Source organism: Methylobacillus pratensis, assembly GCF_054072455.1.
On the sequence record NZ_JBSUSR010000008.1, the window covers coordinates 70,630 to 86,143 of the forward strand.

Below are 15,514 nucleotides of genomic sequence, written 5' to 3' on the forward strand. Positions count from 1 at the left end.
ACATGCCCGGTTTTCCGTGATTTATAGCGCTTGATATTGCGTCGCTATCTACTTGCCTGCTTTTCAGGCTGATCGTATTGGGCGGTTTTCCACCCTCCGCCCAGGGCCTTGAAAAGATCGACGGTCGCGGTCAATCTTGCCTGGCGGCTTTGGATGAACGCCAATGCGGCATCGTTGTAAACCCGCTGCGAGTCGAGCACATCAAGGTACGCCGAATATCCCGACTTATAGCGGTTTTCAGATACCTGCAATGCCTTCTTCGCTGCATCCTGGCTGATATTCAAGGCGTCTTCGCGCTCGCGGCTCTGGCGGACCGTCACCAAGGCATCGTTCACTTCCTTGAACGCAGTCTGGATAGAGCTTTGGTATGTTGCCAGTGCCTGCTTTTGCCTTGCGGTTGCCTGGTCAACGCGGGCAGACAATTTGCCCGCACTGAAAATAGGCAGGCTCAAACCCAGCCCTGCAGACCAGATACGCGACGGCGCATGCATGATTTCATTCAATGCCGCACTTTCGCCACCATAGGTCGCCGTCAGGCTGATGGTTGGAAACAAGGCTGCCTTGGCAACCCCGATTTGGGCATTTTCAGAGATCAGGGTCTGCTCGGCCTCGCGGATATCGGGACGTGCCTCCAGCAAGCTGGAAGGCAGGTTTGCCGGAGGGATCGGAGGCGCTGGCAACTGGTGAATATCCCCTTCCGGCACCTTTAGCTCAAGGTCTCCCGTCAGCACGGCAAGCTGGTGCTGCACGATTTCGCGTTGGCGCACCAGGTCGGCAATCTGCGCCACCAGGTTGGAGTTGGCTACGTCGGCCTGATGCACGTCAAGAATGGAGGCAACGCCTCCCTCGAGACGCCGCTTGGTCAACGCCAAGCTTTCCTCGCGGCTCTTCAAGCTGTCCCGCGACACGGCAATCTGCGCCTCCAGGCTGCGCAGCAAGAGATAGTTGCTGGCCACCAGTCCGGAAAGTGAAAGGCTGACCGTATCCTTGGCAAAATATGTGCCCAAGGCCTGGGCCCTTGCAGCCTCACGCGCACGGCGCAACCTGCCCCAGAAATCCAACTCAAAGTTGGTTCCCAGCTGCAGGTTGTAATTCTCACGAATCGCAGGCACATAGGATGGCAACGGGAAGGCGCCGGTTTCTGTAACCTTCTGGCGCACGCCGTTTCCGCTCAGGTCAATCTGCGGAAACAAGGCAGCGCCCGCTTCGCGCATGGCGGCATCGGCCTCTTCAATCCTGGCCACCGCCTTGACGATATCCAGGTTATCGGCAAATGCCTTGTCCATCAGCTCGTTCAAGACCGGATCCTGGAATGTTTCCCACCATTTATCCAGATTCAATGCGGCCTGAGTATCCGCCTGCGTAGCTTCAGACGCATTGAAACTGGCTGGCAGCTTCGTATCGGGCCGATGGTAATCCGGCCCTACCATACAGCCGGCCAAAGCCAATGTAACGGCAGCATAAATTATGTTGTGACGTACCATCATGCTGTTTCCTTTTGGTCATCGTGATGCACGCGGCTGCTGGTCTGGCCAGACAACCAGGTAAAAAACATCGGGATAAAGATCGTGGCAACAAAGGTTGCCAGCAGCATGCCGCCGAACACGCCCGTCCCCATGGAGCGGCGTGCGGCAGCACCTGCGCCTGTTGCAATCACCAACGGCACGATACCCAGCACAAACGCCATCGAGGTCATGACAATCGGGCGGAAACGCAAGCGCGCGGCTTCGATGGCAGCCTGTTTGATTGGCAAGCCCTCTTCCAGCTTCTGGCTCGCGAACTCGACGATCAGGATGGCGTTCTTCGCCGCCAGGCCGACCAATGTCACCAGGCCGATCTGGAAGTAGATGTCGTTCGGCATGCCGCGGAACAATACCGCCAACAAGGCGCCCACCAAGGCGAACGGTACCGCCATGATGACCGCGAGCGGCAACGCCCAGGTTTCAAACTGCGCGGCCAGGATCAGGAACACCATGATAATGGCGAAGCTGAACGCAAAGATCGCCGCATTGCCGGTGAGCTTTTCCTGGTAAGCCTGGCTGGTCCAGGCAAGCTGGTAACCGTCAGGCAGGGTATCGTTGGCGATCTGCTCGATCAGCCTGATGGCATCGCCGGAGCTGACGCCATAAGCGCCGCCGCCCATAACCTTGGCAGCCAACAGGCCCTGGTAACGCTCCAACTGCTCGGCACCAATGATTTCCTTCACCTTGCTCAGCGCCGACATCGGGATCATTTCCCCACCGGCGGCCCGCACATACACGCGCCCGATATCCTCAGGCTTCATGCGGTAGGCTGGCTCCGCCTGCAATTGCACGCGATAGGTACGGCCGGAACGATTGAAGTCATTGACATACAAAGTCCCCATCGTGCTTTGCAAGGTGGCGTAAACATCCGCAATCGGCACTCCCAGGGACAAGGCCTTCGCCTCGTCCACCTCGATCGACAGCTGTGGCACCGTCGGACGGAAGAAGGTGTTGATGCCGGACAGGCGCGATTCCTTGCGCAAGGCGTCCATGAAGTTATTCACCACCTCGGAAAGGTGAATCGGGTCGGTATCCTCGCGGCTCTGGATATACATTTCCATGCTGCCGGAACTACCAAGCCCGCGAATGGCAGGCGGGTTGAACGCGATCGCCATGCCGTCCGGCTGCATCATGCCAATGCCAAACAGGCGCTGCACAATCTGCTCGGCAGTGGTGGTACGCTCATCCCAGTCCTTCATCCGCACGAACATGGTCGCGGCACTGGTCTTGTTGCCGCCGCCGATCAGGTCGAAGCCATTGATCACGAACTGGCTGGCCACCGCAGGGTCCTCTGCAATCGCCTTGCGTACGTTTTCCATGGTCCTGCTGGTGCGGGTGAGGCTTGCGCCGTCAGGCATGATGGCCGCAGTCACCACATAACCTTGGTCCTCTGGAGGGACGAAGCTGGTCGGCACGATGCGGAACAGGTAGACCCCGGCCGCGATGATGCCAACAAACACGATCGCCCCGATAATCCGGTGACGCAAGGTCAAGCCGACCACGGAAGTGTAGAAGTTGGTCAGCTTATCGAAGCCGCGGTTGAAAGGCCTGAACAGCTTCGACTCTCCATGAACGTGCTTGAGCAGGATCGCACAGAGCGCCGGCGTCAATGTCAGCGCGACGATACCGGAAATCACCACAGCAACAGCGACCGTCACGGCAAATTGGCGGTACAGTTCGCCCGCGATGCCACCCATGAAAGCCACGGGAATGAACACGGCGCACAATACCAGCACGATGGCCACCACCGCGCTGGATACCTGCTGCATCGACTTGATGGCGGCATTCAACGGGGAAAGCTTTTCCTGGCTCATTAGGCGTTCGATGTTTTCCAGCACCACGATCGCATCATCCACCACGATACCAATCGCCAGCACCATGGCAAAAAGCGTTAGTGTGTTGATCGAGAAGCCGAACAACCACAACCCGGCAAACGTACCGATCAGAGAGATAGGCACCGCGATGATCGGGATCAAGGTAGCGCGCCAGCTCTGCAGGAACACGAACACCACCAGCACTACCAGGATCATGGCCTCGCCCAGCGTATGCACCACCTCGCCTATCGAAGCCTTGACGAAATCGCTGGTGTCATAAGGAATGCGGTAATCCATGTCCTCGGGGAAGCGCTGCTTGAGCTCCTCCATCTTGGCCTTGATCGCCTCGGCGGTATCCAGCGCATTCGCCCCTGTCTGCAGGAACACCGGGATACCTACCCCAGGCTGGCCTTGCAAGGTCGTGCGGATATTGTAATTCTGCGCGCCCAGCTCGATCCGCGCCACATCCTTGAGGTAAAGCACACCGCGCGGACCATTGGCCTTGACGATGATATTGGCAAACTGCTCGGGCTCGATCAAGCGGCCCTTGGCTGTCACGGTATAGACGATCTGCTGGTCATCCGGCGCAGGGTCCTGGCCGATCCGTCCAGCGGCGTATTGCGCATTCTGTGCGGCAATCGCCGCTGCAATATCGCTGGTGGTCACGCCCAATTGCGCCATCTTGTCCGGGCGCAGCCAGATACGCATGGAGTAATCCTGCGTACCGAACACGGTCACATCCCCCACGCCCTTGATACGCTTCAACTCGTCCAGCACATTGAGCGTGGCGTAATTGCTCAGGTAGAGCGGGTCATAGGTTTTCTTCGGCGAAACCAGCATCAATGCCATCAAGATGTCATTCGACCGCTTTTGCACGATCAAGCCGGTCCGGCGTACATCTTCAGGCAACCGCGGCGTGGCAATATTGACACGGTTGCTGACGTTGAAGGTCGCCTGGTCCACATCCGTTCCCGTCTCAAAGGTGACGGTAATGGTCAAGGTGCCGCTGGAGTCAGCGCTGGATTGATAGTAAAGCAGCCCTTCGATGCCGCTCAACTGCTCCTCGATCGGCGCAGCCACGGTCTTGGCAAGGGTTTCGGCGCTGGCCCCTGGATAAGTGGCAGTCACCATGACTGTGGGCGGGGCAATTTGCGGATATTGTGCGATAGGCAACTGGAAGGCGGCGGCCAAGCCTGCAAGCACAATAATGATCGATACGACCGACGCAAAAATCGGCCTCGTAATAAAGAATCTCGTCATGATTGCCCTCTTTTAAGCCAGCTTGCCGCTGGTGTTGGCTGCGGACTTCTGCGGCTCACCTTGGGTCGGCGCACCTTCCTGGGCAGGAGGATGCGGCTGCAAAGGCGCGCCGGGACGAATCTTGATCAGATTGTCGATCACCACCTTTTCGCCAGCATTCAAGCCCTTGAGGATCACCCAGTCACGGCCGCTCCAGTCGCCGGTCACAACAGGGCGCACTGCGGCATGATTGTTTTCATCCACGACATATACAAAACGGCCTTGCTGCGAATTCATCACCGCCACTTGCGGCACCAGGAAGACGCCATCACGCTCCCCTACCACGACCTTGGCGCGAACGAACTGGCCCGGCAGCAGCTTTTTATCCGCATTGGCGAATGTCGCACGCAGTTGCTGCGTGCCCAGGGCCGGATCAATCTGGCTTGCGGCGAAGTTAAGCTTGCCGCCTTCGTCATATTCGGAACCGTCCGGCAATTTCAAGGTGATCTTCTTTACCGTTTTTTCCGTGACGGCGCCGCCAAGCTGTTGAATCTCATTGTCGGAAAGGCTGAAGCGCACCCAGATAGGAGACAGCTGCACCACAGTGGTCAGCAGACTATCGTTGGCAGACACCAGTGCGCCCTCAGAGAACTGGAAGCGGCCGGAAATGCCGCTGACTGGCGCCGTCACCTTGGTATAGGATAGGTTCAGCTCCGCCTCGCGCACGCTGGCCTGGTATTGCAGCAAAGATGCTTTTGCCACGTCGTCGTCGGAGACGGCATTGTCATATTCCCGCTGACTGATCGAATTCGACTCCAACAGCCCTTTTAGCCGATCTGCCTCACGCTTGGTCTGGGCAATCTTGGCTTGGGCCTGGGCCAACTGAGCCTTTGCCTGCTCAAGCGCAATCTGGTATGGCTCGGGATCGATCTGGAACAACACCTGACCTTCCTTGACGGGCGCGCCCTCTTCATACAACCGCTTCAACAGAATGCCGCCAACGCGAGGACGAATCTCCACTTCGCGCGCGCCTTCGGTTTGAGCCACAGCCTCGGCAGAGACAGGCACGCTGGCGGGCTGCAGCTCGACGACACTGACGGGCAAGGCCTGTGGGCCTGCCTGTCCAGCCTGCTGCTCGCCCTTGCTACAGGAGGCCAAGGCAAAAGCCGCCATCATGGCCAGCACGATTTTTTTACTGGAATTCAACCCTCTTGCATTGGTATGAACTGGATTCATCACGCGCACCCTCATATATAACCCCATGTCTTATAAACAAATTACTTGCTTACATTCACTAACGAATGTATATTATATACAATCATGTTTGTATGTAAAACTGTTTTCTCGCTAGGGATATCTTAAAGCACATGGCACGTAAAACTAAGGAAGACGCCGAACTCACCCGCCAGCGTATTATTACCGCTGCGCGCGAAGTATTCGCCAAGCGGGGTGTGAGCCACACCACCATGGAGCATATCGCCACGCATGCACAAGTCACCCGGGGTGCCGTCTACTGGCACTTCGCCAACAAGATCGAGCTGTTTCAAGCCATGCGCGACCAGGCCATGCTGCCCTTCATTGAACAATTGGACGCTGTCGTACTGGATGATCAATCAGAAGACCCCTTGGCATCTATAGAGCAATTCTTTTGCAATACGATTAAAACGCTGGAAACAGACGCATCAACCAGGCAAACCTACGAAATCATGATGGCAAAGTGCGAATATGTCGATGAGTTCAATGAAGTACTGCAACAAGTACTCATCACCTGCCAAAGCTTCATAGACAAAACGCAACTGCTTTACGAAAAAGCCAAACAAAAAGGCCTGATCCATCCCGAACTTGATCCCGCCACATTGGCCATGGATACCCAGCTATTCTTCGGCGGTGTGATGCACATGTGGATCAAGGATAACTCCAATTTAGGCTACCGTTCCCAGGCCATTGATTTCATCAAGCAACACATCCAGTTCCGCAGGATGACGCAAACCGGCCGCTGAATTCACCAACCTTGTAAAGTTCCAGCCATAACGATATGATTGGAAAAGTATTGGGAAAGGTAAATTGTGGATATTCACAGCGGCGAAATCTATGGCAAACAGACGGGCAACAAGTTTGTCATGTATAACGTGCTCAAAGTCGGCAAGAGTTCCATTACCCTGCAGAACATAGACAATCCGCTCAGCCTGTTTGAAACCACGCTGGCAAAGCTGCAAGCATCCGGCTATGTGCGCATCAGCCAGACGCCCTACGTCAACATTCACGCCACCGGCAAGAAGCGCAAATCCATCCGCAACCCCACGCGATGCCCTCATACCCTGGATTTCCTGGAAGAGCGCGCTGATTCGGAGCGCCCAGCCCCGATCATTCCCGATTTATTTCAACAAGCCAATTAAATTTTCATGGAGAATCTGTTGACTTCTCCATAACACAATTCCATAATGATAATGGTTATCATCCTCTTAATGATAAACCTTATGAATGTTGTTAACCATTAATGCTTGCTCATAGAGTATTAGTGGCTTTCTAGACATTATATCGACCACGCCTCCGCGAGGGAGGGTGTCGGATTTCTGACACCGATAAGGCTTTTCTTTAGCCTTATTTTTGGGAGATTTTTGATATGCAAGCTAATTTCAAATTGAAGTCATACATTATTGCCGCTTTCGTTGCCTTTGGTACGTCTGCCCTAACTGCTCATGCAGATGACCCAACAGGCATTCAGGACGCTATTCCTGTTTCAAAAACTTTGGCTGGCAACTCCAAAGACAATGGTTGGTATAATTTTGGAATTGGTCCACAAACCGTTGTAGTAGATGGTGTAACAACATCTCTTCCCGGTAATCCTGGCTATCCTGGCGCAACATCATCCAGTGCTGCATGGCCGAATCCGATTACCTCTCAAGTTAACAATGGCAATGCCGCTTACTTCAATAAGGTAGCAAACAACAATGGTACTGGTGGCCTGAGCAAGTTCAATGCTGACGGCACTCGGAACTCAACTACATGGGGAGGCAGCGGTTTTGGTCCATACCCAGCTGGCGGCTCACTTTACGCGCTTTCTTTCTCCAATAACTACAATGCTAAAGGCGGTACTTTAGCTGTATTTGACCCTACCCCTGTCAATAACTTAGCAAATGTGGTGTTCCAGGTTGAAATCGGTAGTGCCAATGGTTATGATTTTTATCAGCCCAGTCTTGCAGGGACAAGCACATGGGGCGACGCAGCCAATCGCCAGATAGGTGCATTAGAGAATATTGAATACTCCCCTATTCTCAACCTGACATTTGCTGATAATACAACAGCCTCCATTACAGCAAACTGGGCCGAACTGACCGCTCAAGGTTACAATGGCTCGATTGAAATGCCGACAGGCCCTGGCGGCGAACTGGTTGACGAACCTATTTATATCAATTTATATGCCTTCCAGTGGGATCTGAGCAGTTATTCCGACATCACTGCGTTCAATATTACCTTTGATGTGGTTGAGCATTCCCAAACTTATGCTACACGCCTGACTCAAAGCGATGTATTCAACCAGGTTGTTGCTGTTGCAGCTGTTCCTGAGCCAGAAACCTATGCCATGTTGCTGGCAGGTCTTGGCCTGATGGGGTTTGTTGCCCGCCGTCGTAAGAACGCCTAAAAAGCAAGCTATATAGCTTCTTGACCCAAAAACGTGGCAACCATTGTGAGGATGGTGCCACGTTTTTTTATTTACTGTCTCCATCTTCCCACTCGCGTACCAGCCGAATTCATAGCCACCCTCCCAGAATTCTCATTACAACTCACTCCTCCTTAGTACCCCACCACAGAATCACCAGTAGCCAATTAAAATAACTCCGCTATATTGCCAACCCCTCTCTACGTATCAACAGACGTATTATTGAATAAAAGTACAAATGAGAATTATTATTTTTAATGTGGCATAATAAATGTATGGCTGACCTTCTGCTCATAAGAAGCATCGGCTATGAAACGCTTGCAGCATTATCCGCAAGACATTTAGTGAATATCCATCTATTGGAGGGGAATTAACTATGAATTTAATATCACGTGCAACGTGCATCAGTATCGCTCTTGCGTCGCTGTTTGCGGCCGGTCAAGCTGTAGCAGAGGCGACTGCCCCACAAGCCACCGTTACGAGAATAGAAGCTTTCAGCAATAACCATCCCACTACGCTTCATAATATCAATGCAACCGGAGAAGTCGTGGGTACCTATTACTACGGCAACAATACTGTTCAGCGCCATGGTTTTGTGATTTCTGACAATGTCCAGACAGATATCGGCACCCTGGCGGGCGCAACCAGCCATGCCTATGGCATTAACAGCTCAGGCGTTATTACCGGCCAGACCACAACCACCGGTGCCGCCACCCCCACCTCCGGCTTTATCTATAGCAACGGTGCCTTCCAGATCATCCCAACCCTGGGTGGCACCCAGGCGCTTGGCCGCGCAATCAACGATGCTGGACAGGTTGCAGGCTCAAGTACCAACGGCAGAGGTCGCTACAATGCATTTATCTATTCTGATGGCGAAATTACCAACCTTGGAACATTAGGTGGAGACAATGCTCTCCATACTACCTACGCCTACGATATCAACAACAAGGCGCAAATCGTCGGCCAATCGGTAGCTGCTGATGGCAAAAGTTATGCCTATGTCTGGGAAAACGGCCAGATAACCAGCCTGGGCGCCCTGCCTGGTGGTACAGAACGCACGCAAACTGGTGTGTCTGAAGCGCGCGCTATTAATGATGCAGGCCAGATTGCCGGTCGCTCATTGCATGCAGGCAATACTTCCTACCACGCATTTTTTTATGAAGATGGCACCCTTACTGATATTGGCACACTCGGCGGCAACGGCAGCAGCAGCTATGGCATCAATAACCATGGATGGGTTGTCGGAGTTTCAGATATTGACGCTGCTACCAACGCGACCCATGCCTTCTTGTATTCAAAAGAAACTGGCATCCTTGATCTAAATGACTTCCTACCTAAAAACTCCGGCTGGGAATTGCTGCTGGCCCAGGCTATTTCCGACAATGGAAATATTATTGGCTATGGCAGGTATACCGATCCGCTTACCGGTGTCGTGGGGCCCGCCAACACAGCCTTTATCCTCTCAGGATTAGGCTTTACCGCTATTGCAGCCGTTCCTGAACCTTCAACCTATGCCATGCTACTGGGAGGCATGGGCTTATTAGGTTTTGCAGTACGGCGCCGTAGAACTGCATACGCTGCATAAATTGCCGCTCATAATCAGAAGTTAAAACGTGGCGCCTACGAAAATGGCGCCACGTTTTTTTATGACCTCTTTAGGAAAATCAGCTCATTTTTACTCAGGCATTGAATCAGTTAACTCAGTGTGTGGGAGGAGTTGCCCACAAGTCATGTCCATCCGAATTGACGATCTGCACCTCCACCAAGTCGCCCGGCTGTAAGCAATCGGCACCCGAAAGATAAACCACCCCATCAATCTCAGGCGCATCCGCTGCCGTACGACCGATCGCCTGGTCACCATCCACCTCATCAACCAGCACAGTTTCAATGCGCCCAATCTTGCGCTTTTGCTTTTCAGCACTGATGGCCTCCTGCACTTCCATGAATCGCGCCAAGCGCTCCTGCTTCAACGGCTCCGGCACATGATTGCCCAGCGCATTCGCTGCAGCGCCATCCACTGCAGAATAAGCAAAGCACCCTACCCGATCAAGCTGGGCTTCCTGCAGAAATTCCAGCAGGTGTTCAAAATCCTCATCCGTTTCACCGGGAAAGCCGACGATAAAAGTGCTGCGGATAGTGATGTCAGGGCAAATGTCCCGCCAGGCCTTGATACGCACCAAGTTATTCTCGCTACTGGCCGGCCGTTTCATCGCCTTGAGGATGCGCGGACTGGAGTGCTGCAATGGCACGTCAAGATAAGGCAGGATCAGCCCATCCGCCATCAACGGGATGATTTCATCCACATGGGGATAGGGATAGACATAATGCATGCGCAGCCAGGCGCCCAAATCTCCCAGTGCACGCGCCAACTCCGTCATGCGGGTCTTGACCGGACGGCCGTTCCAAAAGCCGGTGCGGTATTTGACATCCACGCTGTAAGCGCTGGTGTCCTGGAAAATCACTAACAATTCGGCGACGCCAGCGTTCACGAGATTTTCCGCTTCTGTCATCACCTCCCCTATCGGGTGGCTTACCAGGTCGCCGCGCATGGACGGAATGATGCAAAAGCTGCATCGATGATTGCATCCCTCTGAAATTTTCAGGTAGGCATAATGCTGCGGTGTCAGGAGTATCCCCTGCGGCGGCACCAAGTCGGTGTACGGGTGTCATGCAGCTTGGGCAAATTGGCATGTACAGCCGTCATGACTTCTTCGAGGGCATGCGGCCCAGTTACCGCAAGCACTCCCGGATGTACAGCCTTGGCCACCTCGCTCTTTGCTCCCAGGCACCCCGTCACGATGACCTTGCCGTTTTCCGCCAATGCTTCGCCAATGGCATCCAGGGACTCTTCCACCGCACGGTCGATAAACCCGCAGGTGTTCACGACCACGAGATCTGCATCGTCATAACTGCCGGAAATAGCATAGCCTTCAGCCCTGAACTGGGTCAGGATACGCTCCGAATCAGAAGATGCCTTGGAGCAACCCAGGGACACGAAACCAACCTTGGGGCTTTGCAAACTCATATATCAACTCAGTAAAAATTAAGCCCGGACGTGCTTTCTTAGATATTGAAGAAACTGCTCAATCAGTGCACCAACTCACCCGCAAGCCATATGGATGACACACCCAAGCCGATGAGGCACACCTGCTGCAGAGTCGCACGCAATTCGGTACGCTTGTGCAAGCCTGGAATCAAATCCGCGACCGCCACATAAATCATGCTGGCGGCAGCCAGGCCGAGAATGGTGGGAATCCAGCCTTGCACCAAGCCAAGCGCGAAATAAGCCCCCACAGCCCCAACCAGGGTCGCCATGCTTGAGACCAGATTGAACAGCAATGCCTGCTGCTTGCTATACCCCGAGTGCAGCAAAATCAGGAAATCACCCACCTCCTGGGGAATCTCGTGGGCAATAATGGCAACTGCGGTGACGAATCCCAGCCGCACATCCGCCAGGAACGCAGCTGCGATCAACACTCCGTCGACGAAATTATGGAAAGTGTCGCCGATCATGATCATCAGGCCGCTACGGCCATGATCATGTCCGTCATGTTGATGCGCGTCAGACGCATGCATCTCGCATGCTTCACCATGGCAATGACGCCACAGCACCAGCTTCTCCAGCATGAAAAACAGCAGGATACCCAGCAGCACGGTGGCGGACATCACCTCAAGGCTGCTTGATATCTGAAATGCATGCGGCAGGATTTCGAGAAATACCGCCCCCAGCAGCGCGCCAATTGCATAACTGATCAACATGGGCACCCAGGCGGCCTTGGCCTTGAGTGCAAAAAATGCCGCAGCGAGCACGCTCAACACCCCGCCGGCGACACTCACCAAAATAATCATGAGCAATATGGACATAAGAATGAATTATAAGGGACACCCTCAATTTTTATGTGCATAGCCTTGCTTTTTTTATAAAACCTATATAATGTTAATGTTAATAATTATTATTTGTAGTTGCAGGTAGATTCCTTAACTCCCCCCTACTAGGAAACTGCCATGACTCCGGATAATCGTCTTGCTCATAAAGAAGGTTATCCATTTGCCCCGACGGTGAGAGTCCGTGGGGTTTTTTGTATGTAGTTGAGTACTAGCGCCTTCTCGGGGAAGGGACTGTCAGGTGCTCTCAAGCGAGGAATAAATCAATGAAAATGACAACCACATTTGCTGCCTTGGCTTTGGCTGGTAGCGCATTTTTCAGCAGCCATACTTTCGCTGCCGACAATGTTTGGTACGAAAACTATCCATGGGGTGACGTTGCAGATGCTATCGATTATGCCGAATGGAATACATTCGTTGGCAGACGTGATGCAACACCGCAATACGGCAGCAACGGCTACGTCAATGCGCAAGCTGGAGTATTTGTTACCAGCACTGGAAATCTCTATCACTTCACCAACAACGATGCGACTTACAACTTCCAGTTGACCAACATTGGCGCCGTTGGCGATGTTTTTGACGTGTATCTCAAGGTCAAGACCAATGGCTCCACCTTCCTGCCTACAGCCACGCTTGACGGTGTATCAGCGACTAAAGTCACTCAATTCTTTGATGTTGTGGAATTTGAAGGCATGGGTTCTGGCTACGTGGAAGAAGCCTACTGGGTTTGGCAAGATGTCACGATTACCAGTGTAAACCAGGTATTCAACTTCAATGCCATTGCAAAATCCCACGTAGGCCTGGATCAACTGGCCCTTGCTACTGTAGCTGTTGCTGCCGTGCCTGAGCCAAGCGCCTACGGCATGATGGCAATCGGTCTAGGCATCCTGGGCTTCATGGGCAGCCGCTCCCGCCGCAAGAACATCGCCTGATCGTCATAACACTTCCGGCATTCACCGGTACCGGCAACTGGACATAATGTCAGTTGCCGGTTTTTCTCGTCCATGCCTCAGTTCAATGCAGCCCATCATGAAAACCTTCCAAAAACCTGGCTATTTTCGCATCGCCTGCGCAGTCATGCTGTTTTTGCCAGTGTTAACAGGCTTGCCGGCACTAGCTGCCGATCAACAGCAAACCACCCCTGCAGTGGAATCGTCAGAAAATAAATCAACATTCAACGAGGATGAGGGAAAGCCATCCACCGCGCACTCCTCTTCAAAACCCCTCCCTCCTGAAGCCACAGTACTGCCGGAAGTCGGCGTCAGTGCCAGCCGCATTAAGCAGGATGCCGTCACTATCGACAGAACTCAAACCATTACGACCATAGAGGCCAAGGAACTGGAAAGAGCGCAACCAGCCACTATTTTCGAGGCTGTCCAAAATGTGCCCGGTGTAACATTTGAAGGCGGGCCTCGACCAAGCGGCATGTCTTTCAACGTGCGAGGCTTTGCAGATAATGAAGACGTTCAAGTCCGCGTGGACGGCATCCCGAAAAGCTTTGAAAAATACCGGTTTGGCGGCACCTTTGCCGAGCCGGAGCTATTGAAATCCATTGAGGTGCAAAGAGGCCCGCAAATCTCAAGTGGATCAGGCTCCATAGGCGGAACCGTCCTGCTTAGGACAAAAGACGCTGCCGACCTGCTGAAGCCCGGTCAACGCTATGGGGCGCGCCTGAAATTTGGATACGCCAGCAATAACGATGAATTCCAGAAATCCTATCTTGTGTATGCACGCCCTCACGATGCGATTGATATTTTGTATAACCGTGCCTATCGAAATTCCAACGACATTACCCATGCTGACGGCAGCAAGCTTGAAGCGTCCAATGTCGACTCAATATCCCAACTCCTGAAAATCAGTATTTTCCCTACGGATACGCTCGAGCTTTCCACATCAGCCGTATTACTGGAAGAGTCCGGATTGCAACAATACGATGCAATAGGGGCAAATCCCGACTTATTCGGCAACGTGGTTCGCACGATAGAAGACTACAGTATCTCTGAAACCATCCGTTGGAATCCCAACCACCCTTGGATCAATCTCGTCGCTACCGTGGGCAAAGGCCATACAAAAATGGACGACAATTGCTACTATGCGATCAATGTAAAATGCACAAGGAATTTAGGCACGAGATATGATCACTTAAAGTTTAAAAGTACGACGATTGACATTGCCAATACTGCTGCCATTTTCAAGCAAGACACGCTCAGCCTATCATTATTGACCGGATTGCAACACCGTAGCATCAGCAAGGAAATCAGCAGGACCTATTCACAGAACAGCAGCTGCCGTGACCCCCTTCGCGATCCTAACTACTCTTGCAATGACGGATTCTGGGCTGCGAGCGTTTCCGGTAAAAATACCTACTCCGCCTTTTACCTCCAACCAAGACTGCAAATCGACCGGCTGGGCATCATTCCCGGTGTTCGCATCGACTGGTATGAAATGAAAACGCTGGAGCCTCGCGTCAAAAACCACTTGGCAGAAAAAGGCCTGTCCGACAGCATCAGCTTTACCCATAAAACTTACAGCCTTGGCCTGACTTTTGACTTGATTCCCAGGCAGCTGACATTGTTTGGAAACTATGCCCAAGGATTCCGTCCGCCATCCACCAACGAATACTTCTCATATTCGAGTGCAGCTGACTTTCCTTACAATGGCTACGATGGCGGCGAAGGAAACTGCGCCACCCCATCTACCAACTATATCTGCGGAGACGTATACAAACTACAGAAGAGCGAATCACGTGAAATTGGCTTGAGCTATGAAAACCCACGCCTATTCAATAGTGAAGTGCAATTGATTTCAAAACTGACTTATTTCGAGATAGACACTGATCACCTGTTACGCTCATTCAGCATGGATCCAACGACAGGCATTGCAACGCAAGACGGTAAGGAAAAAAGAAAAGGCAATGAGTTCGAAGGGAGTCTGCTATACCGCGACTTCTATGCCCGGGCTTCCTTTTCCAATACCTGGGGCACAGAAATCAACAATGAAGATCAATCGGCAAAACTTTATCGCATTCCCGCAAAAACCTTCAATTTGACCATGGGCACTCAGATACTAAAAAATCTGGGTTTCAATATCAGCTATAGAAAAGTATCTCCCCGCATGGCATATATAGGCACTTCCGGGCTTAATATTCAGGACGGATACGAAATATTCAATGCAGGACTATATTGGATCGCCGCCCCGAATCTTGCTTTTCGCTTGGTTGGTGAAAATATCAAAAACAAGGACTATTACCTAAATGCAAGCGGGGACCTTGGCGGATTCCAAGGCAACCGCGCCGCTGGCCGCAACATCCGCTTTATTACCGAGATAACCTTCTAAATTCAAATGTAAAAATGTGTCGCTACCATTGCATAAACCAATGATAATTGTTATCA

At 52.6% G+C, this 15,514-nt stretch carries 10 protein-coding genes and 1 pseudogene; 6 read left to right on the forward strand and 5 right to left on the reverse strand.

The window, feature by feature from the left end:
• Positions 1-44: 44 nt before the first annotated feature.
• From ACW4YW_RS14740 to ACW4YW_RS14750, 3 genes are read right to left on the reverse strand one after another with little or no spacing between them, the layout of a single operon-like run.
• Entirely contained in the window at positions 45-1,487 is a 1,443-nt protein-coding gene (locus ACW4YW_RS14740) for an efflux transporter outer membrane subunit (protein ID WP_457138240.1), read from the reverse strand.
• On the reverse strand, positions 1,484-4,597 hold the full coding sequence (locus ACW4YW_RS14745; protein WP_457138241.1) for an efflux RND transporter permease subunit: 3,114 nt from the start codon (positions 4,595-4,597) through the stop codon (positions 1,484-1,486). The genes ACW4YW_RS14740 and ACW4YW_RS14745 overlap by 4 nt, the downstream gene beginning before the upstream one ends.
• A 12-nt stretch (positions 4,598-4,609) precedes the next feature.
• Positions 4,610-5,812, reverse strand: coding sequence for an efflux RND transporter periplasmic adaptor subunit (locus tag ACW4YW_RS14750; protein ID WP_457138242.1), 1,203 nt, complete (start codon positions 5,810-5,812; stop codon positions 4,610-4,612).
• Positions 5,813-5,943: 131 nt separating this feature from the next.
• Here ACW4YW_RS14750 and ACW4YW_RS14755 point away from each other — a divergent pair, with 131 nt between their 5' ends.
• From ACW4YW_RS14755 to ACW4YW_RS14770, 4 genes are all read left to right on the forward strand, one after another.
• Positions 5,944-6,576, forward strand: coding sequence for a TetR family transcriptional regulator (locus tag ACW4YW_RS14755; protein WP_457138243.1), 633 nt, complete (start codon positions 5,944-5,946; stop codon positions 6,574-6,576).
• 66 nt (positions 6,577-6,642) lie between these two features.
• Positions 6,643-6,972 (forward strand): hypothetical protein, encoded by a 330-nt coding sequence (locus ACW4YW_RS14760; protein WP_457138244.1) that lies wholly within the window; start codon positions 6,643-6,645, stop codon positions 6,970-6,972.
• A gap of 227 nt (positions 6,973-7,199) precedes the next feature.
• On the forward strand, positions 7,200-8,219 hold the full coding sequence (locus tag ACW4YW_RS14765) for a PEP-CTERM sorting domain-containing protein (RefSeq protein WP_457138245.1): 1,020 nt from the start codon (positions 7,200-7,202) through the stop codon (positions 8,217-8,219).
• A 394-nt stretch (positions 8,220-8,613) separates the two neighbouring features.
• Positions 8,614-9,822 (forward strand): DUF3466 family protein, encoded by a 1,209-nt coding sequence (locus tag ACW4YW_RS14770; protein WP_457138246.1) that lies wholly within the window; start codon positions 8,614-8,616, stop codon positions 9,820-9,822.
• 115 nt (positions 9,823-9,937) lie between these two features.
• On the opposite strand, the pseudogene rimO reads toward ACW4YW_RS14770, so the two are convergent.
• Positions 9,938-11,262 (reverse strand): annotated as a pseudogene (gene rimO, locus ACW4YW_RS14775) (30S ribosomal protein S12 methylthiotransferase RimO).
• Positions 11,263-11,324: 62 nt separating this feature from the next.
• Positions 11,325-12,101, reverse strand: a complete 777-nt coding sequence (locus ACW4YW_RS14780) for a ZIP family metal transporter (RefSeq protein ID WP_457138247.1) — start codon at positions 12,099-12,101, stop codon at positions 11,325-11,327.
• A 287-nt stretch (positions 12,102-12,388) separates the two neighbouring features.
• On the opposite strand from ACW4YW_RS14780, the gene ACW4YW_RS14785 reads away from it, so the two are divergent.
• Together ACW4YW_RS14785 and ACW4YW_RS14790 are read left to right on the forward strand one after the other, a co-directional pair.
• A complete protein-coding gene (locus tag ACW4YW_RS14785; RefSeq protein ID WP_457138248.1) occupies positions 12,389-13,054 on the forward strand; it encodes a PEP-CTERM sorting domain-containing protein in 666 nt (221 codons plus the stop codon).
• 97 nt (positions 13,055-13,151) lie between these two features.
• On the forward strand, positions 13,152-15,458 hold the full coding sequence (locus ACW4YW_RS14790; protein WP_457138249.1) for a TonB-dependent receptor domain-containing protein: 2,307 nt from the start codon (positions 13,152-13,154) through the stop codon (positions 15,456-15,458).
• Positions 15,459-15,514 lie beyond the last annotated feature (56 nt).